This is a genomic window from Actinomyces oris, from assembly GCF_001937445.1.
GTDB lineage: Bacteria > Actinomycetota > Actinomycetes > Actinomycetales > Actinomycetaceae > Actinomyces > Actinomyces acetigenes.
In genome coordinates, this window is the sequence record NZ_MSKS01000016.1 from 106,065 (window position 1) to 125,695 (window position 19,631).

A 19,631-nucleotide genomic window follows, 5' to 3' on the forward strand; every position below is an offset into this window, starting at 1 on the left:
CAACCGGCTCCCGACAGCCCCGTCTCAGAGGTCGAGCAGGGCGTCCAGGCCGATGGTCAGGCCGGAGCGGCTGGAGACCTGCCGCACGGCGAGGACCACGCCGGGCATGAAGGAGGCCCGGTCGAAGGAGTCGGTGCGGATGGTCAGCTGCTCACCGGGGTTGCCGAGCACGACCTCCTCGTGGGCGGTCAGCCCCCGCAGGCGCACGGCGTGGACGTGCACGCCATCGACCACCGCCCCGCGAGCGCCGTCGGGGTCTGCCTGGGTGGCGTCCGGCATGGCGCCCAGGCCCGCCTCGGCGCGGGCCTCGGCAATGCCCTGGGCGGTGGCGACCGCGGTGCCCGAGGGCGCGTCGACCTTGTTGGGGTGGTGGAGCTCGATGACCTCGGCGGACTCGAAGTAGGGGGCGGCCTTCGCGGCGAAGCTCATGGCCAGCACGGCGGACAGGGCGAAGTTGGGGGCGATGAGGACGCTGCGGCCGGCGGCCTCGGGGCGGGCCAGGTGCTCGCGGACGCGCCCGTAGGACTCCTCGTTCCAGCCGGTGGTGCCCACGACGACGTCCACTCCGGCGTCGAGCAGGGCGTGGACGTTGGCCTCGGTGACACTGGGGACGGTGAAGTCGACGGCGACGTCGGCGCCCACCAGGTGCTCGGCGTCGAGGGCGTCCCCCACGTCCAGGCGGGCCACGAGCTCAAGGCCCTCGGCGTCTTCCACCGCCTTGCAGACGGTCGATCCCATGCGCCCGGCGGCGCCCACAACAGCTACGCGAATCGTCATAACCCCACCCTAGCGACTGACGTGCACATCAAACGCGACGGCGCAGAACCAACTGCATGCAAGTGCCGACTCAAAACCACAAGTGAGAGTCCCACCACACTTATTCACAATTACTTGTTTTGATACAAATACATGTCATTCTTAGGGCATGAGCCCCATGGACCGACTTCTTGCACATCTGCGACTCACGGCGGAGGCCAGCCAGAGCGCCAAGGATCGGGCGGTCCTTGACAGTGGGCTGACCAAGGCCCAGTACAACGCCCTGCTCATGCTGCGACACTCCGGGGAGGCCACAACCACCCAGCTGGCGCGGGACTGCAACATCTCCCAGCAGGCCATGAGTCAGACCGTCAGACGGCTCAGGGAGGCGGAGTTCATCACCTCTCAGCCATCCCCACACGGCGGCAGGGCGCTCGTCCTACGACTGAGCGACCGAGGGGGAAGCAGCCTGGCGACAGCCGACGAGAGAGTCCGCGCCCTGGAGCGGTCACTCCAGGACGCAGCCGCACCGACCAAGGTTGACGACCTTCTGGCCGCTCTGGAGCGGATTCGTGCGGCAGCCACACTCTATGACTGAATACTGAGACAGAATGTCCATATAGAGATACAGGGTGGTTAGGTTGACGGCATGCCCACCAACCTCACTTCATCACCGCGTCAGCACACCTCGAACCGACGGACACTCACCAGCACCCTCACCACACAGCCGGGGAGCAGGTGGCGGTACCTCGCAAGCATCAGCTGTGCAGCACTCCTGTGCTGCGCCGCCTGCTCCCCCATCTCCACCACTGATACATCCACCTCCACGGCAGCAACGTCACCGGCAAGTGCTTCAGCAGCCTCAGCACCGGAAGATCCTTACAAGAGGCTACCGAAGGTGCCGAGCCTGTCTGTGAGCAGCCAGACCCTCACGGACGGGGCGGCTCTGCCCCGAGCCCAGATGTCAGGCATCTTCGGGGTCCCGAACGGACAGGACCAGTCGCCCCAGTTGCAGTGGAGCCCCGGACCCAAGGGAACCAAGAGCTATGTCGTCACCATGTATGACATTGACGCACCGACCGGCTCCGGGTTCTGGCACTGGGCGGTGCACAGCCTCCCAGCCACTACCACCACACTGCCGGCAGGTGCGGGTGACGCCAACTCGACGCTGCTTCCCCCCGGAGCGGTTCAGATCCCCAACGATGCCGGCATGCCCCGCTACCTGGGCGCGGCCCCGCCCAAGGGCGACTCACCGCATCGGTACTACTTCACCGTAACCGCTCTCGACATCGAGCAACTGCCAGAGTCGGGCACCACCACTCCGGAGATGCTCGGCTTCACCATCAGTACCCACACGCTGGCCCGCGGTCACCTCATGGCAACGGCCGCCCCGGCCTAGGTGTACTTCCCTGTGAGGTTGTGAACGCGGTTGGCGGGGGTTTGGCCGTCCAGGGCGGTGTGGGGTCGGTGGTGGTTGTAGTGGTGGAGCCAGGTCTGGTAGGCGGCCTCGCGCTGGGTCTGGCTGGTGTAGGTGTGGGCGTAGGCCCACTCGAGGGCCAGAGTACGGTTAAAACGCTCGACCTTGCCGTTGGTCTGGGGCCGGTAGGGGCGGGTGTAGCGGTGCTTGACGCCGCGGCTGCGGACAGGACCTGGTTAAAGTCCCGTGAGCGGTAGCAGGCCCCGTTATCGGTCATGACAGCCTGGACGGTGACGCCCAGGTCCTCAAAGAACGCGTTGGCGCGCTGAAAGAACCCGGCAGCGGTCTGCTTGCGCTCATCATCGAGGATCTCGGAGTAGATCAGGCGCGAGTAGTCGTCTATCGCGTGGTGGATGTACCGATAGCCTCCCACCGGGCCGCCCCGACGGCGGGTGCGGGTCCTGGCGCGGTCCGCGGCCAGGGCGGGCGCTGAGCCCCGTCCGTGAGCGCGCCAGCCCCCGCCGTCGGGGACGCGGCCAAGCTTCTTGATATCGAGATGGACCAGCTCCCCAGGACTGGTCTTCTCATAGCGCACCGGCACCGGGCGGCGCACCACCAGCCCGGTGGCCTGATCCACCTCGCTCAGGCGGGGCATGCTGTACCAGGCCAGAACGCGCCCCACAGTGGAGCGCGCCAGGCCCAGGTGGTAGGCGATGCGGTGGGGCCCCCACCGGCGGTTGAACCTCAAGGCGATGATGCGCCGCTCAGTGCGCCTTGCCAGCCGCCCTGGGCTGTGGTGGGGACGGCAGGAGCGGTCCTCCATGGGCTGGCCGGCGAGACCTGGAAGCGTTCGGCCACCCGGCGCACAGGCCAGCCTTCTTCCACCACCAGACGGGCAAGACGACGACGCCCCTCAGGGGTCAGCGGTGCGTTAGCGTGGGTCATGAAGGCCTCCGGTCAGTGATGCGAGCGTGTCAACCCACATCCTGCCGGAGGCCTTCACACAACCTCAGCCCCGTTCACAACCTCCCAAGGAAGTACACCTAGAGAACGGTTCAACCGGGATTTCTCACACCCTCCGACCTCTCAGCCCCCTGGAAGTCAGAGCTCGCACACCCCAGCAGACCGGGGCGGATGAGCTCGAGCCAGCGCCGCCGGACCTCGACCGAGCCGTCGCCGGGGTAGAAGACCATGAGGATGTAGAGGTCGGAGACGGTGAGGTCGCGTCGCAGCCGGCCGCTGGAGCGCCCCGCCTCGATGAGGCGCTCCAGCGCCTCGGTGGCGCGAGTCTCCGGCTCTGCGTACTCCACCTCCGCACCCAGCGCCCGAGCAACACTCTTGGCGGCGTGGCTGCGGGCGATCATCTCCAGCGCCCGCTCCAAGAAGCCCAGGAGCTCCTGGTCGGCATCGGACCAGCCGGCCTCGACGCGTTCCCAGGCGCTTTGAGCGTCATCGGCCAGGGCCTCGACGTACTCGTTGACGACCGCCGCAAGCAGGTCCGCCTTGTTGGGGAAGTGCCGGTAGAGCGTACCCACGGCCACGCCGGCCACCCGAGCGATCTCCCCCATGGCGACCTCAGTGCCCTGCTCGGCGACCAGCCGCTTAGCGGCCTCCAGGATGGCGGTCCGGTTGCGCACCGCGTCGGCACGCCGTGCCGAGCGCTCCGACGTCGCACCACTCGTCTCCATCACCGCTCCGTCCCGATCGACCGCATCATGGATCACCCGAGCCATCCTTCTCCCCTTCCTCAGGCCTGCCCGATATCGTGCCGAGCATCTCACTTGCACAAACATGAATCCGCATTCATGATAGTACCTGAACGACGATTCATGTTAACGAGAGGACACCTCAGACGATGACCACCGCCACGCCCGACCAAGCCACCGCCACCAAGAGCTCTCCTGCCGGCTCAGCAGACCACGGTGCGACCCGCACCGCCCTCGTCACCGGCGCCTCCTCCGGCATCGGTGAGGACACCGCCCGCAAGCTCCAGGCACTGGGCTATATCGTCTACGGCGCGGCCCGCCGTACCGACCGTCTCCAGGCCCTGACCGCCGATGGCATCCGCCCGCTGGCCATGGACGTCACCGACGACGCCTCCATGAGCGCCGGCGTGAACCGCATCCTGGAGGAGACCGGCCGCATCGACGTCCTGGTCAACAACGCCGGCTACGGCTCCTACGGGGCCATTGAGGACGTCCCGATCGACGAGGCCCGCCACCAGTTCGAGGTCAACGTCTTCGGCCTGGGGCGCCTCACCCAGCTCATCACCCCGCACATGCGCACCCAGGGCTCGGGCACCATCATCAACATCTCCTCCATGGGCGGGAAGCTGACCACACCGCTGGGCGGCTGGTACCACGCCACCAAGTACGCCGTCGAGGCCCTGAGCGACGCCCTGCGCATGGAGCTGCGCCCCTTTGGGATCGACGTCGTCGTGGTCGAGCCCGGCGGCATCCGCACCGAGTGGTCGTCGATCGCCGCCGACCACCTGGAGGCCACGGCCGAGGGCAGCGCCTACGCCGATCAGATCCGGGCCGTGGCCAACTCCATGCGTGGGGAGGCATACCAGCGGCGCAACTCCCCGCCGGAGGTCATCGCCCGTACCATCGGCAAGATCGTCACCGCCCGTCACCCCCGGACCCGCTACGCCGTGGGCTTCATGGCCAAGCCTCTCATCGCCGCGCGCCGGGTCCTGCCCGACCGCGCCTTCGACCGACTCATCAGTGCCGCGATGGGTGTCCCTCGCTGAGCCGCACACCTACCCACGTAGTACCGGGGCCGACGACGACTGCATGTCGCAGTGCGTCGTCGGCCCCGTTCAGTCGTTGGCAGCCGTCAGTCGACCGGGCCCACGAGGATGCGGGCGCGCTTCTGCTCCACCAGCCAGGCGGCCATCTCCCGGACCTCCTCAGGGGTGACGGCCTCCAGGCGGCGCAGGTTCTCCCCCATGGAGCGCAGGCGCCCGGTGACGACCTCGGCCCGCCCCAGGCGACCCATGCGCGCCAGGGAGTCCTCTCCCCCAAGCACCATGGCCCCGCGCAGCTGACCACGGGCACGCATCATCTCCCGCTCGGTGACGCCGCGCTCGGCAAGCTTCTCGAACTCGCCGATCATGACGGCGCACACCTCGTCGACGTCACCGGGGGCGCAGCCCGCGTAGAGCCCGAAGGCTCCGGCACCGGCGTAGGAGGTGTCGAAGGCGTAGGTGGTGTAGGCCAGGCCCCGCTTCTCGCGCACCTCCTGGAACAGGCGTGAGGACATGCCTCCGCCCAGGATGGTGGTGAGCACGCTCATGGCCCAGCGCCGCTCGTCGCGCACGGCGATGCCCTGGCAGGTCAGGTACAGGTGGCTCTGCTCGCTCTCGCGCGGGACGGTGATGTCGTGGACGTCCAGGGGCGCGAAGGGCTCGACCTCGAAGCGGCGTTCGCGCGGGGCGGCGTCGGGTGAGGCGTCCCAGCCGGCCGTGGCCAGGTCGGCCAGGACCCGCTCGCAGACCTCGTCGTGGTCGACGGCGCCGGCGGCGGCCACCACGAGGGTGTCGGAGGCGTAGGTGCGCTTGTAGTGCTCCCACACGGCGTCGCGCGGCACCGCGGTGACGGTCTCGTTGGTGCCGCCGATAGGGCGGCCCAGCGGCGTGTCCTCACCGAAGGCGGCGCGGGCGAAGGCCTCCTGGGCGACGTCGGCGGGGTCGTCGTCGGCGTCGGCGAGCTCGGAGACGATGACGCCGCGCTCGGTCTCGACGTCGGTGGGCTCCAGGAGGGAGGAGGTCACCATGTCGGCGAGCACGTCGAGGGCCGACATGGAGTCCGGGGCGAGCACGCGGGCGTAGTAGGAGGTGTGCTCCTTGGAGGTGGCGGCGTTGGACTCCCCGCCGATCATGTCGAAGGCCTCGGCGATGTCGTGGGCGTCGCGCGTGGCGGTGCCCTTGAACAGCAGGTGCTCCAGGAAGTGGGTGGACCCCTCCTGACCGGGTACCTCGTCACGGCTGCCGACACCGAACCACATGCCGATCGAGGCCGAGCGCAGCCCCGGCACGGACTCGGTGATGACGCGCACCCCGCCGGGCAGGACGGAGCGGCGAGTGAGCGCACCGTCATCGTGCAGGGTCAGCTCGGTGCCGTCACGGCCGGGCCGCCCGCGCCCGAGATCCACCTCGGCGTAGTCGGTCGGGCTCGAGGACTGCCCGGTCGCGGGGGTCGAGGAAGGCTGAGAGGCCGCCGGCCGGGCTGAGCCGGCTCGCATGTCTGGGTTGGTCACCCGCGAAGACTAGCGGGATGCGGGGCCCACTGTCGTTCCCGCACCCGGCCGCGTCCTGCCGCGCGCAGCGAACGCCCTGCCCCGATGACGGCGGTGTCCCCGCCCGGCCCAGAGGACCGAACGGGGACACCGGGGAGATGCGTCAGTGGGCTAGGGCCGCTGAACGGGGCTCACTCCTCCTCGGAGGACTCGGCGCTGCGCATGCGGCGACGGCGCGGACGGCGCTCACGGCGCGGCTGCTCGCCGTCCTCGTTCTTGGCCTCGCGGCGCGGGCCGCCCTCACGGGAGGCCTTGCCCTCGGCCTCGGCGGCGAGCTGCTCGTCGGTGAGGACCGCGTGCAGGCTCAGCTTGCCGCGCTGGTCGATCTCGGCCAGCTCGACCTGCACCTTGTCCCCCACGTTGAGGACGTCCTCGACGTTCTCCACGCGCTTGCCGCCGACGAGTCGGCGGATCTGGGAGATGTGGAGCAGTCCGTCCTTGCCGGGGGTCAGCGAGACGAAGGCACCGAAGGTCGTGGTCTTGACCACGGTGCCCACGAAGCGCTCGCCGATCTCGGGCATCTGCGGGTTGGCGATGGCGTTGACGGCGTCACGGGCGGCCTCGGCCGAGGGACCGTCGGAGGCGCCGATGTAGACGGTGCCGTCGTCCTCGACCGTCAGGTCCGCGCCGGTGTCCTCCTGGATCTGGTTGATCATCTTGCCCTTGGGGCCGATGACCTCACCGATCTTGTCCACCGGGATGCGCACGGCCAGGACGCGCGGGGCCGTGGGGGCCATCTCGTCGGGGGCGTCGATGGCCTGGGCCAGGACATCAAGGATGAACAGGCGGGCGTCACGGGCCTGGCCGAGCGCGCCGGCCAGCACCTCGGAGGGCAGGCCGTCGAGCTTGGTGTCCAGCTGGAGGGCCGTGATGAAGTCACGGGTTCCGGCGACCTTGAAGTCCATGTCCCCGAAGGCGTCCTCGGAGCCGAGGATGTCGGTGAGGGTGGCCCACTTGGTCTCGCCGTCGATGACCTCGTGCATGAGGCCCATGGCGATACCGGCCACGGGCGCGCGCAGCGGCACACCGGCGTTGAGCAGGGACAGGGTGGAGGCGCACACCGAACCCATGGAGGTCGAGCCGTTGGAGCCCAGGGCCTCGGAGACCTGGCGGATCGCGTAGGGGAAGTCCTCGCGGGTGGGCAGGACCGGCACGAGGGCCCGCTCGGCCAGGTTGCCGTGGCCGATCTCGCGGCGCTTGGGGGCGCCCACGCGGCCGGTCTCGCCGGTGGAGAAGGGCGGGAAGTTGTAGTTGTGCATGTAGCGCTTGTGGGTGACCGGGGAGAGGTCGTCCACCTGCTGCTCCATGCGCAGCATGTTGAGGGTGGTCACGCCCAGGATCTGGGTCTCGCCGCGCTCGAAGATGGCCGAGCCGTGCACGCGGGGCAGGACCTCGACCTCGGCAGCCAGGGTGCGGATGTCCTTCAGGCCGCGCCCGTCCATGCGCACACCCTCGGTGAGGGTGCGGTGGCGCACGATCTTCTTGGTCACGGAGCGGAAGGCGGCCTTGAGGGCCTTGGTGTCCTCCTCGGTGGGGAAGGACTCGGCGAGCTCGGCCAGGACCTCGTCGCGCACGGCGTCGGTGGCCAGGTCGCGGGCCTGCTTGCCCTCGGTGGCGATGGCGGCGGCCAGGCCGTGGGCCTCGGCGGCCTTCTCGACGGCGTCGTACTGCTCGTCGGTGTAGTCCAGGTAGAGGGGGAACTCGGCGGTGGGCTTCGAGGCGTGATGGGCGACCTCGAGCTGGGCCTCGCACAGGGCTTTGATGTGGGGCTTGGCGGCCTCCAGGCCCTCGGCGACGACGGCCTCGGTGGGGGCCACGGCCCCGGCGTTGATGAGCTCCCAGGAGTGCTCGGTGGCGCCGGCCTCGACCATCATGATGGCGACGTCGCCGGACTCCAGGACGCGGCCGGCCACCACCATCTGGAAGGTGGCGCGCTGCTGCTCGGAGTAGCGGGGGAAGGCCACCCAGTGCCCGTCGATGAGGGCCAGGCGGGTACCGGCCACGGGCCCGGAGAAGGGCAGGCCGGCGATCTGGGTGGACATGGAGGCGGCGTTGATGGCCAGGACGTCGTAGTCGTCGTCGGGGTGGATGGCCAGCACGGTCTCAACGACCTGGACCTCATTGCGCAGGCCCTTGACGAAGGAGGGGCGCAGCGGACGGTCGATGAGGCGGCAGGCCAGGATGGCGGAGGTGCCGGCGCGGCCCTCACGGCGGAAGAAGGAGCCGGGGATACGGCCGGCGGCGTACTGACGCTCCTCGACATCCACAGTCAGGGGGAAGAAGTCGAACTGGTCCTTGGGGTGCTTGCCCACGGTGGTGGCGGACAGGACGACGGTCTCACCGTCGAGGTAGGCCATGGCGCTTCCAGCGGCCTGCTTGGCCAGGCGGCCCGTCTCGAAGCGCACCACTCGCTTGCCGAAGGAGCCGTTGTCGATCACTGCCTCGGCGGCGGTGACCTCGGGGTCGTCAATGAACATGAAGTCTCTTTCTCGCGATCGTCGTGCCGGGTCCGTGGCCTTCGATCGAGGCCCACGGAGCCGAGTCCTGCCACACGCAGATCTCCATGATCCAACGGCGCGAGCGCGGTTCCGGAGGCCACCACCGAAAACCGACGGGGCCGGCCGCTCCCCGGGTCTCTTCCCAGGGGCGGACTGCGCCACCTGCGTACTCCTGGCCGGCTCGCACGCTGGGAGAGCATCAATGAGCCGGCCAGTACACGAGGGCACAGCCGCGCAGATTCTATCGTGCGCGGCCTCATGATGCCGATCAGCGCCGCCGGGTGCCGCGTGAGATGGGACGCGCGCAACTGATGACTTCCCGAATCGGCCTCGCCTGATCGTGACAAAGCGGTGGCCAGCGGCAAGACGAAGCGGGCACGCGCCCCGCGCCCCGAGAGGACATCAAGGCACTCTCCGCCTCACTGCTTATGAGCGCGGACGAAGGCCCTCTCAAGCTCAAACGCCGTGCGGCCCGGCTCCCCTCCAGAGGGGCCGGGCCGCACGGCTCGAGGCTGTCAGCGCGCTCAGCGACGGATGCCGAGGCGGGCGATGAGGGCGCGGTAGCGCTCGATGTCCTCCTTCATGAGGTAGTCGAGCAGGCGACGGCGCTTACCGATGAGCAGGTAGAGGCCACGACGCGAGTGGTGGTCGTGGGCGTGGCCCTTGAAGTGCTCGGTGAGGTTGGAGATGCGCTCGGTGAGGATGGCGACCTGGACCTCCGGGGAGCCCGTGTCACCCTCGTGGGTGGCGTACTCGGCGATGATCTCTTGCTTGCGCTCTGCGGTAACCGACATGCGGACTCCTTCGGGTCTCGTTGCACGGAGCGCCGGGGCAGGTTCTCCCGGGCATGAGGTATCCGTGGCCGATCGACGGCCCGCCAACCTTACCAGCGCCGCATCCCTCCGATCGCGCCAGAGGCTGTGTGAACCGGCACAGTGACAGGCCTGAAGCGGGATGCGGCGGTCAGGCTCCGACGGCGAGCCCTCCCCGAAGGCTCGGCGTGCCCACCGGAGCTACTGCGCGGTGACGTCCTCGGGACGGATCGGCTCGGGGACCGGGACGTCCAGGATCCGGGCGGTGTCCTCGATGTCGGCGCGCATCTGGACCAGGAGCGCATCGAGCCCGTCGAAGGCGAGCATGGGGCGCAGGCGCTCGACGAGCTCGATCCCCACCTCCTCGCCGTAGAGGTTGAGGTCGGCTCGCCCCAGGACGTGAGCCTCGACGGTGCGCTGGGGAACGTCGTCGAAGGTGGGATTGGTGCCAATCGAGATCGCGGCGGGCAGCCGCTGGACGCCGCCCCCGTCTCCACCACCGCGAATCAGCCAGCCGGCGTAGACCCCGTCGGGCGGCACGACGCCGGCGGTGGCGGCCTCCAGGTTGGCGGTGGGGAACCCGAGCTCGCGGCCGCGGCGCAGACCCCGCACGACGACGCCGCGCAGCCGGTGGGGACGGCCCAGGATCCGGCTGACCTGCCCCATGTTCCCGTCCTTGAGGCACTGACGGATCCAGGTCGAGGACCAGCGCCTCCCCTCGTCGGAGCGGATCTTCGAGACGATCTCGACCTCGAAGCCGTCGGCGCGACCGAGCTGCTCCAGGGTGGCGGCGTCCCCGGAGTTGTGGCATCCGAAGCGCACATCGTCCCCGACGACGACCGCGCGGGCACCGAGCAGACCCTCCAGCCAGGTGCGCACGAAGCTCTGCGGGCTCTGGTCGGCGAAGTCGAGGGTGTAGGTGATGACCAGGACCGCGTCGAGGCCGAGGTCCTCCAGGGAGGCCAGGCGGTCGGTCAGGGAGGTGATGAGAGGGAGGTCCAGGCCCGGCTGGTGGACGCTACGAGGGTGGGGGTCGAAGGTGACCGCGACAGCCAGGGGCCGCCGACCGCCGCGGGCGAGCTCGTGGGCCAGCTCGACGACGCGTCCCAGGACCGCCTGATGCCCGCGGTGGACGCCGTCGAAGATGCCCATGGTGACCACGGAACCCGGTCCTCCCGGAGCGCTCAGGTTCGCTGGCACCTGCTCGGCGCCGTACCAGACCTCCACTGTTGCTGTCCCTGCTCTCATCGGCCCGCGGGGCGCACCGCACCCCTGTCTGCATCCGCACCCGCACACCCCTGCCCGCCCCGCCGGGTCGGGAGAGGCGCTTGTGCGGGACAACCCTGCCACGGAGGCAGCGCCGAATGCGACCCGGCCGCCTCGACACGCCTTGACGCGTTTCGACCGTCGGTCTATTCTCGACACCGACTGTCAGTCGATTAGTGTCGAGAACCGTTCCCCCACCTGGGAATCCCTCACCTGGACAAGAGCCCGCAAGACCGACGACAGACTCCAAGGAGGCTGCTGTCATGCTGATGAGACTTCTCAAGGCGGACCTGGCGCGGCGCCGTTGTGGCCGCCGCCCTGACCGCCCTCATCGCCTGGGGTGCGTGGTGTTTCTCGGACTGGGGGAGTTTTTCTTCCCGTGAGTCGATAGGATAGATCCCATGCCAGCAGCGAAATACTCAGACGAGTTCAAGACCCAAGTGGTGCGTGAGGTGGTCGAGAAGGAACGCACGATAGCGTCAGTGGCCGCCTCATACGACCTTGTTGCCCAAACAGTAGGTAACTGGGTCGCAAGATACAAAAAGGAGCACGCCACCGACCAGGACCGCGAGAAAGCCTCCGAGTCGGCTGAAATAGCGAAGCTGAGAGCAGAGGTCCGTGAGCTGCGTCAGGAGAATGAGTTCCTGAAAAAAGCAGCCGCCTTCTTCGCCAAGGAACGACCGTGACCGAGCGCTACGAGCTGATCAACCGCGAAGAAGGCCATTATCCCGTCTCCTCGATGTGCCGATGGTCCAGGGTATCAAAATCAGAATACTACTCCTGGCGCGACCGACCCCAGTCACAGGCGGCCATCAGGAGGGAGGAACTGGCCATCATGATTAAAGAAGTTTTTGAGGACTCCGATGGTACCTACGGGTACCGAAGAATTCAGGTGATCCTGGAGCGGCGCGGTGTGCGGGTCGACGGTTCCACGATCCGCGCCATCATGCGTGACCTGGGGCTACAGACCGCCGGGCCGCGGGCAAAGGTCCGAACCACCATACCGGCTGAGGACCTGGACGAGCGCCCGGACCTGCTCAGGCGGGACTTCAACCGCCAATGAGCCCGGCAAGAAGCTGTGCGGGAACATCACCTATGTCAGGACGTGGGCCGGATTCATTTATCTTGCGACCGTTCTGGACTGCTGTACCAAGAAGGTCGTGGGTTATGCGATGGGCGACCACATGCGTACCTCCCTGGTGTGCCAGGCCATTGACATGGCGGTACGCAGGTGTCCGATTGAGGAGGGCGTGACGATCTTTCATTCGGACCGAGGTAGTCAGTACATGTCTCAAAGATTCCTTGACCACCTCAACTCCTATGGCACTCGTCCCTCAGTGGGGCGTACGGGGGTGTGCTGGGACAATGCGTGGGCAGAGTCGTTCAATGCCACGCTCAAGAATGAGAGAGTCCACCGAATGGTGTACCCGACCAAGGACAAGGCGGTCAAGGATATTGCCTCGTGGATCGAGCTGAGATACAATCATGTCCGCCTTCACTCAGCCCTAGGATACCGCACCCCGAACGAAGTCGAACGCGAGCTCCTGAACTTAACGAAGGCAGTCTGAAGCAAGAAAACAAGCAGTGTCCGAAAAACACCCGGCAGTCCAAAGCTGTCACGAGTCAGGTCATACGACGCGACCGAGGAGATGGTGCGTTCCTTCTCGATGACTTCTCGCACCACCTGCTCCTTGAACTCCTCGGAGTATCTCGCTGCTGGTAAGGCATCCATCCTATCGACTCGCGGGACGAAAACTCATTCCAGTCCGAGAAACACCACGCACCCCATAGGAATCATATTCTTGTGCACCCCGTGATTAAGTCTCCCGATATAACAAATCCATGCCCAGCAACTCACCTTTAGGATCCGCTCAACAGCGCAACTTAGGTGCCAACTCAACAAAATCAGCCGCCTGATAGACAAGCCGTTACCGAAATCTGTACAGGCCAGAGCCAGTTCACTGAAATCTGATTATCGTAATTTTGCTGCAAATGCACTATTCTATTTCACTCCAATTTTTAAGCATTTCACGATACGGGCGACATTCCGAAAGCAACTTGCGATGCGTTCCTTCAGCAACTACATGTCCTTTATTCAAAAACACTATGTGATCTGCACTCTTAATAGCCGATAAACGATGGGATGAAATCAATACGGTGCATGAATCTGCAATCGAAGACAAACTAGTCAGTAATTTACTTTCGGAGATCGGATCGATTGATGAGGCAAACTCATCCAGGATAAGAAGACGTGGTTGCTTTAGCATAGCGCGTGCAAGGGCCAACCTTTGCCATTGACCACCCGACAGTTGACTGCCACCATAAAATCTCCTACCAAGCATCGCATCTAAGTCGGCAATACCATTATACTTAAGAAAATCACATTGCGCCTGATTTAGTGCACCCAAAACTCTATCGTTATCATACATATAGGGGAGATACCCTACACCAACATTTTCGCGCAAAGGTAACTGGTAATTTACATAATCCTGGAATACGACCGACGTAAGGTCGTAAAATGAGCTGCGTGATACATCCTTTAAATTGACTCCCGAAAGTAAAATCGAGCCGTCATCTACTGTATACAACTTCAGTATTAACTTTATCAAAGACGACTTTCCCGACCCATTTGCACCCACTAGCACAGTAACTGAGTTTGCTGGAATCGAACATGTCAGATCACGTAAAGTATAATTACTGGAACCTGGATAAGCAAAATTAACATCGAAGAACCGGATATCAAGGGCTTCAGATGTCTTAAGTAAGATCTGTGCTGATATTTTGCCACTGTCTTCCTCGACTTCTTCCTTAGTTCGAACAATATCCATCAGTTCACTTAAATTCATAGAATACAACAAAGCCTTATACGAAGTGCTTAAGCCTGACAAGATGGCTGACACTCCAGCGCTAAGCGTCCCGATAGCCGAGACATACGCGGCAAATCCTCCAACATCATGACTACCTAAAGTTCGTTCGGCTCCTACACCAATGGCGAAGCAGTTTATAATCATCGAGATTGTCCCCGAACTTACAGACAAGAAAAAAGCATATCTCGCAATGCCGAGATCCTGATCGTAAAATTGGCTTATCAGTTTACAATAGCGCTTAAGAAAATAAGACTCTGTTTTGTATACCTTTAGCTCACGAAATGCAGAATCTGAGGTGAATAGTTCACGGATGTAGTATGCCATACGCCGCTGCGAAGCTCGGCTGTAATCGATCCTATATCCTCGTTTCGTGAGGTAAACCGTTGCAATTGTAGTGGGAAAAGTAGCAAGTATCAGTAGTAATGCAATCAGAGGATCCCAATACATAGTAACCATAGCTACACCAGCCACTGAAAGTAACGCTTGAATTCCGCTACGAAGCGAGCCAACCAGTCCAAATATACTATCAGCAACATCTTGACTTGCGCGTTGAATTTTATCGTAGACTTCAGGAGACTCAAGATGACGAACCTCGAAACTCGATATTTTATTTATCACCGCGGCGTTCGACGAAAGTGAGATTCTGGATGAAATACGTGAGGAAACGTAGCTCAACGAAGAAGAGCAAACAATCGACAGCATCATGCAGACAGCGAACATTAATAGACTCGAGAACACCGTCGATGGGCGACTGCTATATGCGACGTCATTTATGACTCTCCTCGTTAAGTAAATTTGTGTGCCCGGTAGTACTGACGCAATAATGCTGAGACCGCAGAGCAAGATTACAGAGAATGAGGAGTTTTTAAGTAGAATTTTGGCCAACACTCGAATAATATTTCTGTACTCACTCTTGTGGCTATCCATTGTGTCGTCACGAGAACAGGCGAATTTGAGTGTTGCCATGTAAACAGCCCTTCTTTCTCAAAACTGATGAGAACGTCCGCATCCGTCGTCGCGGCAACAAGTCGTCACCAATAGGATCAAGTTCTCCTCCGGTCGAGATGCTGCTGATCTATCAAGTATTTAACTCACTTTTGTCATAGTTTGCATCATATCCACCATGTTAGATATCTGGTAGAACCAGCGAAATCGTATACTCTCAATCCATCGTTAACTACCGTCTTTACTTCTATTCGCATTAACTAGAGAAAATATGAGTAAATTACAGAAATATCAGATTTAAAGTATTTTGAAGCGAGCATATCTGGCGACGTAGAAGTATCGTCTTTGAATCCATTGATAGTTTTGGCTACGCTTCTGACAAAGCGTGACGTCTTTGAGATTGATTCACGGCCCAAAATTGATAAGTTACCAATATAATGGCCAGATGATGTCACACCGCTTACTACATCAAGAACGTAAGGCCCTAGTTTATTCCCTCCTGAAAATCCTAGTGTAGTCAGTTCACCTCCGTCCTGTAAAAGTTGACTTGCTTTCTCGACAATTATCGTTGTAATCTCGAGTCCTGCCACTCCACCATGCCCTACAAATTGATACTGTTCGTCGGAAGGGACGGGCACTAATGGTGGGTTGGCCACAATCTTATAATACTTTTGACAGTTTGGTCTCGAAAGATACTCGACGAGCGACGATTCGTGAACAGTATACCGTCGAGATGGAATACCATTGAATCTTGCATTGCAACGGGACATTTCAGCAGCGAGAGGATTGATCTCGACGGCAGTTACTTCGTAGCCGTATGATGCTGCCAGTAAACCTTGTATTCCAGGTCCAGAGCATAAATCGAGAAACTTGCCACGAGGTGGCCTCTGCTGCTGTGAAAGATTTAACCGTGACGCTAGTGCAACTGAATCCTCTCCAAAGTATATACTAATCCGTGAATTAGGAATTTCTGAGAAGTATAACATGCCCTGTACAATATACAAAGATAAGGGCGCAATACTGATGCGTTGGTTAACGAGCCGAGCTATCCCAGTATTACAAAGCTCGTACAGCAAAGAACGCATTTCTTCGGTGAATCTTACAAGTTCTACCTCATTCCCTAAACATAGAAGTTCACAGTTTGCTCTCAGCGGATCAGTCAACTCAGCCAAGATACTCTTAACATAAACATGCGGATACTTGCGAGGATCGAACGAGGAAAGTAGAGTGACATAGCCTTCAATTTGAAGAATATGGAACATTCGCTCACCAAGCGTAACGGACATGCGCTCATGGTTGTAAATACTAGACACAGTTAGCCTCGCTTTTTTTAAAACAACATATGCGTGAAATTTGTGTTTTAATAACTTCTTGCTTGTTCGCAAGAGATGTCAATAGTTCCTCGCTCCCTGTCAAACGTTCGCAAACTTCACAAGCGGTCCGGGCCTCGATGTCAGTAATAGCTGTAGCACTTTCCGAAGCAAGATGAAATAGGTAGGAAGGCCCTAGGATACGAATCGCTTCGAGGAGTAGAGCATTAAACTCGCTGGTTTTAAAATCGTTAGTGACAACATCCTCGAATTTACCAAGCGTTAAAATACGATTGTATTCCGTGTTGATTCCACAACAAACTCCAAGTGTTCCATCCGCATTAAGAGTTGGTGGGTCCATCAAGCCCGGACAACCGCCGTATAATTGCTCGTGATCCAAATCTTTATAAGGCATAAAATAGCGATCGCGTAGTCGAGCGCCATTTCCTATTTTCGAGATAGCCGATCGAGAAATCAGGTATCTCGTACCATCAGGGGCTGGCGGCGGAAGAGTTTTAATCGCCTCCTCGTTAGTGATGATGGTAATTTCCTCATTCAGAAAATCTTGCAGATACTCCGGCGTTACCGTACTGTTTGGCCCACTGCAGTTTGCTATTAATACGGTCTCGAAGCCTTTTCCTTTTGACGCCATCCAAGCCCTTTTTATATTGTCAATAGATATCCAAACACAATGAAAGTCGTCAGTTGAGTAGTTGATTTCCGTGAGCCCTGCATCGACCAGCTCTTCGATCATCTGTTCGGCTGCACAGTCATTAGTTGCCCATATTGCATTGGTTACGAGTCGTGTTGCGAGGCCCCTTTCTGCGCAGTATGATATTGCTTCAAATAAATCGTTGGCCAGCAAAGTAGATTCTCCGCCGGTAAACACCACGATCTCTGTCTGGCTATTTTCATGGAAATAGTCTATGCAATGTTTTATTTCGTCTAGGCTTAGACGCTCCTTCCTCTGCGGTCCAGACTTCATCAGGCAATGAGCGCAGCGGGCCTCACATTTGTCCGTTGTTGCGATGGCTAATCGCCGAACTCTCCCAGCCAACTTTTCTATAGTTGTTTGATGAATTGTACACTGAACTTGATCGTTATCGAACGACATATCCATCTACCACCAACACTTCGTTGTTGTCTTTGTTATAGTTCACTCTAACTTTAAGAGTTTCCCCCCGATGATCGTGAGTGATTTCAGCTACTCCATCTTCCAGAGAATCGTTTTTACCGATTAATCTGCGGAGAATCATGCGTTCACGAGATTCGCCGATATTGTTGTGTTCGAAATGCTGATGGATAGTTCCTGCGAGATAGGATTGTGACAGTTTAATCTTTTGAACTGTTCTACGACGCTGGTTCACGTTAGCGAGCGGTGCGTCTGCCATTCCAATCGCTGATTTTACTCTAATTGCTACAGCGCCAGCCACAACTTCAATCCCTGCGCCAACGTCGTGATACGCACCCACGTTACCTATCACGGCGGCGTTGTAAATTGCTACGACATTTACTCCGACTACCGGGATTGGTATTGGCCCAGTTGGTGCAGGAGGATCGTCAGGATCTTTTGCTGTACCATTCGATTGGATTAGTCCCAAACAGTAGTCTAGAGTTAATAAGCGAGTGCCGACCGGCGCTTCCACAATCGATTGAATTAAATTGATTGTCATGCCTTCATGAAGGTCTATTTGCATCTCGTCGTCAATCTGTTCCAACCATTTCTCTTGGCGTTTGTTCGAACCTTTCCGCCAACGCTTTATTTTCCGTTAATTTGTGTCGCATCTCGGTCAATTGTTGTACGGTACTGCGTTGGACGGTGTTTGCGATGCTCATGAGTTTTCCTCCTGTGTGTTGAGTGATGATCGCATATAAATCAGTACGATTCCAATGGTCGATTGTATGACGAATAACAGTAGCGGCACAAAAATAGACAAAAGTTTCGGAAGTATAGATTGAATTAGAAATAATATTGCTGAATCGAAGTAAGATGCGCCAAGCATGATTGTTGTAGTTCCGCACTTTTTTTGCACCTTGTACCAATTTTCCGTCGAAGCGAGAGCGGTTTTGGTTCTAACACCACACCAACTGTTCGGACCTAACTTTCCGAGAGACATTCTGTTTCCCAGGATTATGAGTGTGCCAGCAGATATGGCGACCACGGCAAAGAGTAGGGTGGATATAATTGTGTTCGTCACCGATGACACCTTTCGATTCGCGCCGTGAATCAACTGTACGGTCGGTAGTATACCGCGGTAGTCTGTCGGCTGCGAGGTCTGTTGCGTAATTGTGTCTTTTCCCCTCTATGGTGGGCGAAACAGGTTCTTATTTTCGATACCCGCTGTTGGGCTCTTGGAGGAGTGCTCCAGTGCGGTGAGTCAATTGGCGGTGGGTCAGGGCGAGGGCAGCTTGGTCCAACGCGCTTTGTCCCCGTCTCGTTTGTGCTGGTAGTAGGTCCGGGAGACGGGGGCGGAGCGAAGGGAGATGAAGGCGAGGGGGCCCATGGTGCGCTTGAGCCTCTTGCTGCCGCTGTGGGAGCCGCACCTTGCCCTTGATGGACGAGCCTGACGTCCTGGTTACCGGGGTCAGTGGGGTGTAGGCGGCCAGGTGGGCTCCAGTGTCTGAAGGTTCTGCCCAGCGTCTGGGTAGGTAAGGACCTCTGTGGCCTGGACCCCGTTCCCTGGCACGGGTGGTCAGCAACCTGGCGCATGAGGGTGGGTTACCCGACATGGTTGCGACCCGGGCGGGTAGCGCCGGCCTACTGGGCGCGTGGGACGATGAGCTGATGTGCCAGGTGGGGCAACGCCGTGCAAGCAGGGTCGGCACCAGTGACCACCACGGTGTGGCGCTCTAGCCTGACTCGTGACACCTTAGTGCCCTGGGAATGTAGGGATTTGAGGATGCTGGCTGCGGTTGGGGTGATTTGGGGTTGGGCAGCGATCTTATGGCCGTTGAGGTTGATGGTGACGTCCTGGAGGGGCTTGAGGGTACGGATGATGCGTTTGATGCTGATCCCGGTGGTCTCCTGGAGGAGGCGGGCGACGGCCAGGGTGGCCATGACCACGGTCAGGTGCGTTTCGATGGCATCGCGGGTGTGGTGGAACACGGGGCGGGCTCGCAGGTCGTGCTTGCTCATCCGGAAAGACTGCTCGACGTGCCACAACTCGTGATACGAGGAGACCACCTCACCAGCGTCCATCAAGCCTGCGGGGATGTTGGTGACGTACCCCTTGAGGCCCACCAGGGACCGGGCGGTCAGGGTCTGAGTGTCCCTGGCGGCGCGCTTCTTGGAGCAGGCCCACACCGCCCGCCACGACCCCGGGTGAGTGTCCGGGTCCTAGATGATTGATTCCAAGGGGTGTGGGTCGGTGTGGGGGCTTGGGGTAGGGGCGAGGATCTCGCAGGATCGGTGCTGCTAGAACCGTTTCCTCGCGCTGGGAGGGCCTGTCCAGTTTTCTGTG

Annotated in this window: 19 protein-coding genes and 2 pseudogenes; 6 read left to right on the forward strand and 15 right to left on the reverse strand. The window is 60.8% G+C overall.

The window, feature by feature from the left end; translation table 11 throughout:
- Window positions 1–24 precede the first annotated feature (24 nt).
- The gene (gene dapB, locus BKH20_RS05825) at window positions 25–777 is read right to left on the reverse strand and encodes a 4-hydroxy-tetrahydrodipicolinate reductase (protein ID WP_070662135.1); all 753 of its coding nucleotides are present in this window, start codon (window positions 775–777) and stop codon (window positions 25–27) included.
- A gap of 148 nt (window positions 778–925) precedes the next feature.
- Between dapB and BKH20_RS05830 the strand changes: the two genes are divergently transcribed.
- Complete coding sequence (locus BKH20_RS05830; RefSeq protein ID WP_070662132.1) at window positions 926–1,354, forward strand: MarR family winged helix-turn-helix transcriptional regulator; 429 nt, start codon at window positions 926–928, stop codon at window positions 1,352–1,354.
- Between the two features lie 315 nt (window positions 1,355–1,669).
- On the forward strand, window positions 1,670–2,155 hold the full coding sequence (locus tag BKH20_RS05835) for a YbhB/YbcL family Raf kinase inhibitor-like protein (protein ID WP_256693047.1): 486 nt from the start codon (window positions 1,670–1,672) through the stop codon (window positions 2,153–2,155).
- Here BKH20_RS05835 and BKH20_RS05840 read toward each other — a convergent pair.
- A pseudogene (locus BKH20_RS05840) lies at window positions 2,152–3,118 on the reverse strand (IS481 family transposase). The gene BKH20_RS05835 and the pseudogene BKH20_RS05840 overlap by 4 nt on opposite strands.
- Before the next feature lie 110 nt (window positions 3,119–3,228).
- Complete coding sequence (locus BKH20_RS05845) at window positions 3,229–3,906, reverse strand: TetR/AcrR family transcriptional regulator (RefSeq protein ID WP_070662129.1); 678 nt, start codon at window positions 3,904–3,906, stop codon at window positions 3,229–3,231.
- Between the two features lie 122 nt (window positions 3,907–4,028).
- On the opposite strand from BKH20_RS05845, the gene BKH20_RS05850 reads away from it, so the two are divergent.
- Window positions 4,029–4,925, forward strand: a complete 897-nt coding sequence (locus tag BKH20_RS05850) for an oxidoreductase (protein WP_075390308.1) — start codon at window positions 4,029–4,031, stop codon at window positions 4,923–4,925.
- 86 nt (window positions 4,926–5,011) lie between these two features.
- On the opposite strand, the gene BKH20_RS05855 is transcribed toward BKH20_RS05850, so the two are convergent.
- The 4 genes from BKH20_RS05855 to BKH20_RS05870 form a co-directional block, all read right to left on the reverse strand.
- Window positions 5,012–6,418, reverse strand: a complete 1,407-nt coding sequence (locus BKH20_RS05855; protein ID WP_075390324.1) for a M16 family metallopeptidase — start codon at window positions 6,416–6,418, stop codon at window positions 5,012–5,014.
- 185 nt (window positions 6,419–6,603) lie between these two features.
- On the reverse strand, window positions 6,604–8,949 hold the full coding sequence (locus BKH20_RS05860) for a polyribonucleotide nucleotidyltransferase (RefSeq protein ID WP_070662123.1): 2,346 nt from the start codon (window positions 8,947–8,949) through the stop codon (window positions 6,604–6,606).
- Between the two features lie 545 nt (window positions 8,950–9,494).
- Window positions 9,495–9,764 carry a 30S ribosomal protein S15 gene (gene rpsO, locus BKH20_RS05865; RefSeq protein ID WP_010613637.1) on the reverse strand — a complete coding sequence of 90 codons (270 nt, stop codon included), beginning with the start codon at window positions 9,762–9,764 and terminating at the stop codon, window positions 9,495–9,497.
- A gap of 219 nt (window positions 9,765–9,983) precedes the next feature.
- Window positions 9,984–11,009: a bifunctional riboflavin kinase/FAD synthetase gene (locus BKH20_RS05870; RefSeq protein WP_075390309.1), complete on the reverse strand. Its 1,026-nt coding sequence runs from the start codon at window positions 11,007–11,009 to the stop codon at window positions 9,984–9,986.
- A 440-nt stretch (window positions 11,010–11,449) separates the two neighbouring features.
- On the opposite strand from BKH20_RS05870, the gene BKH20_RS05875 reads away from it, so the two are divergent.
- The 3 genes from BKH20_RS05875 to BKH20_RS05880 are packed head-to-tail and all read left to right on the forward strand — an operon-like array spanning window position 11,450 to window position 12,616.
- A complete protein-coding gene (locus tag BKH20_RS05875) occupies window positions 11,450–11,734 on the forward strand; it encodes a transposase (protein WP_075390310.1) in 285 nt (94 codons plus the stop codon).
- The gene (locus tag BKH20_RS13700; RefSeq protein ID WP_081381606.1) at window positions 11,731–12,111 is read left to right on the forward strand and encodes an IS3 family transposase; all 381 of its coding nucleotides are present in this window, start codon (window positions 11,731–11,733) and stop codon (window positions 12,109–12,111) included. Before BKH20_RS05875 ends, BKH20_RS13700 begins: the two co-directional genes overlap by 4 nt.
- Window positions 11,999–12,616 (forward strand): IS3 family transposase, encoded by a 618-nt coding sequence (locus BKH20_RS05880; protein ID WP_178388563.1) that lies wholly within the window; start codon window positions 11,999–12,001, stop codon window positions 12,614–12,616. Before BKH20_RS13700 ends, BKH20_RS05880 begins: the two co-directional genes overlap by 113 nt.
- On the opposite strand, the gene BKH20_RS15035 is transcribed toward BKH20_RS05880, so the two are convergent.
- The 8 genes and pseudogenes from BKH20_RS15035 to BKH20_RS05915 all read right to left on the reverse strand — a co-directional run.
- Entirely contained in the window at window positions 12,544–12,780 is a 237-nt protein-coding gene (locus tag BKH20_RS15035; protein ID WP_143224945.1) for a transposase, read from the reverse strand. The genes BKH20_RS05880 and BKH20_RS15035 overlap by 73 nt on opposite strands.
- Before the next feature lie 265 nt (window positions 12,781–13,045).
- Window positions 13,046–14,881: an ATP-binding cassette domain-containing protein gene (locus BKH20_RS13970; protein WP_143224946.1), complete on the reverse strand. Its 1,836-nt coding sequence runs from the start codon at window positions 14,879–14,881 to the stop codon at window positions 13,046–13,048.
- A gap of 239 nt (window positions 14,882–15,120) precedes the next feature.
- Complete coding sequence (locus BKH20_RS05900) at window positions 15,121–16,146, reverse strand: methyltransferase (RefSeq protein WP_081381608.1); 1,026 nt, start codon at window positions 16,144–16,146, stop codon at window positions 15,121–15,123.
- Between the two features lie 19 nt (window positions 16,147–16,165).
- Window positions 16,166–17,290, reverse strand: a complete 1,125-nt coding sequence (locus tag BKH20_RS05905; RefSeq protein WP_075390312.1) for a radical SAM protein — start codon at window positions 17,288–17,290, stop codon at window positions 16,166–16,168.
- The gene (locus BKH20_RS13975; protein ID WP_143224947.1) at window positions 17,271–17,888 is read right to left on the reverse strand and encodes a hypothetical protein; all 618 of its coding nucleotides are present in this window, start codon (window positions 17,886–17,888) and stop codon (window positions 17,271–17,273) included. The genes BKH20_RS05905 and BKH20_RS13975 overlap by 20 nt, the downstream gene beginning before the upstream one ends.
- Entirely contained in the window at window positions 17,875–18,006 is a 132-nt protein-coding gene (locus BKH20_RS15040; RefSeq protein WP_430793378.1) for a hypothetical protein, read from the reverse strand. The genes BKH20_RS13975 and BKH20_RS15040 overlap by 14 nt, the downstream gene beginning before the upstream one ends.
- A complete protein-coding gene (locus tag BKH20_RS15045) occupies window positions 18,003–18,287 on the reverse strand; it encodes an SdpI family protein (RefSeq protein ID WP_430793381.1) in 285 nt (94 codons plus the stop codon). Before BKH20_RS15045 ends, BKH20_RS15040 begins: the two co-directional genes overlap by 4 nt.
- Before the next feature lie 764 nt (window positions 18,288–19,051).
- A pseudogene (locus BKH20_RS05915) lies at window positions 19,052–19,507 on the reverse strand (IS1634 family transposase); the annotation flags it as partial.
- Window positions 19,508–19,631 lie beyond the last annotated feature (124 nt).

What these genes read in the sequence shown, in the direction of transcription:
- BKH20_RS05845 (WP_070662129.1), bottom strand. Translation starts at nt 3,906, where the DNA reads ATGGCTCGGGTGATCCATGATGCGGTCGATCGGGACGGAGCGGTGATG.
- BKH20_RS05850 (WP_075390308.1), top strand. Translation starts at nt 4,029, where the DNA reads ATGACCACCGCCACGCCCGACCAAGCCACCGCCACCAAGAGCTCTCCT.
- BKH20_RS15035 (WP_143224945.1), bottom strand. Translation starts at nt 12,780, where the DNA reads ATGGATGCCTTACCAGCAGCGAGATACTCCGAGGAGTTCAAGGAGCAG.
- BKH20_RS05855 (WP_075390324.1), bottom strand. Translation starts at nt 6,418, where the DNA reads ATGCGAGCCGGCTCAGCCCGGCCGGCGGCCTCTCAGCCTTCCTCGACC.
- BKH20_RS05905 (WP_075390312.1), bottom strand. Translation starts at nt 17,290, where the DNA reads ATGGATATGTCGTTCGATAACGATCAAGTTCAGTGTACAATTCATCAA.
- BKH20_RS05900 (WP_081381608.1), bottom strand. Translation starts at nt 16,146, where the DNA reads ATGTCCGTTACGCTTGGTGAGCGAATGTTCCATATTCTTCAAATTGAA.
- BKH20_RS13970 (WP_143224946.1), bottom strand. Translation starts at nt 14,881, where the DNA reads ATGGCAACACTCAAATTCGCCTGTTCTCGTGACGACACAATGGATAGC.
- BKH20_RS15040 (WP_430793378.1), bottom strand. Translation starts at nt 18,006, where the DNA reads ATGAGCATCGCAAACACCGTCCAACGCAGTACCGTACAACAATTGACC.
- BKH20_RS05860 (WP_070662123.1), bottom strand. Translation starts at nt 8,949, where the DNA reads ATGTTCATTGACGACCCCGAGGTCACCGCCGCCGAGGCAGTGATCGAC.
- BKH20_RS15045 (WP_430793381.1), bottom strand. Translation starts at nt 18,287, where the DNA reads ATGTCTCTCGGAAAGTTAGGTCCGAACAGTTGGTGTGGTGTTAGAACC.
- BKH20_RS05830 (WP_070662132.1), top strand. Translation starts at nt 926, where the DNA reads ATGAGCCCCATGGACCGACTTCTTGCACATCTGCGACTCACGGCGGAG.
- rpsO (WP_010613637.1), bottom strand. Translation starts at nt 9,764, where the DNA reads ATGTCGGTTACCGCAGAGCGCAAGCAAGAGATCATCGCCGAGTACGCC.
- BKH20_RS05875 (WP_075390310.1), top strand. Translation starts at nt 11,450, where the DNA reads ATGCCAGCAGCGAAATACTCAGACGAGTTCAAGACCCAAGTGGTGCGT.
- dapB (WP_070662135.1), bottom strand. Translation starts at nt 777, where the DNA reads ATGACGATTCGCGTAGCTGTTGTGGGCGCCGCCGGGCGCATGGGATCG.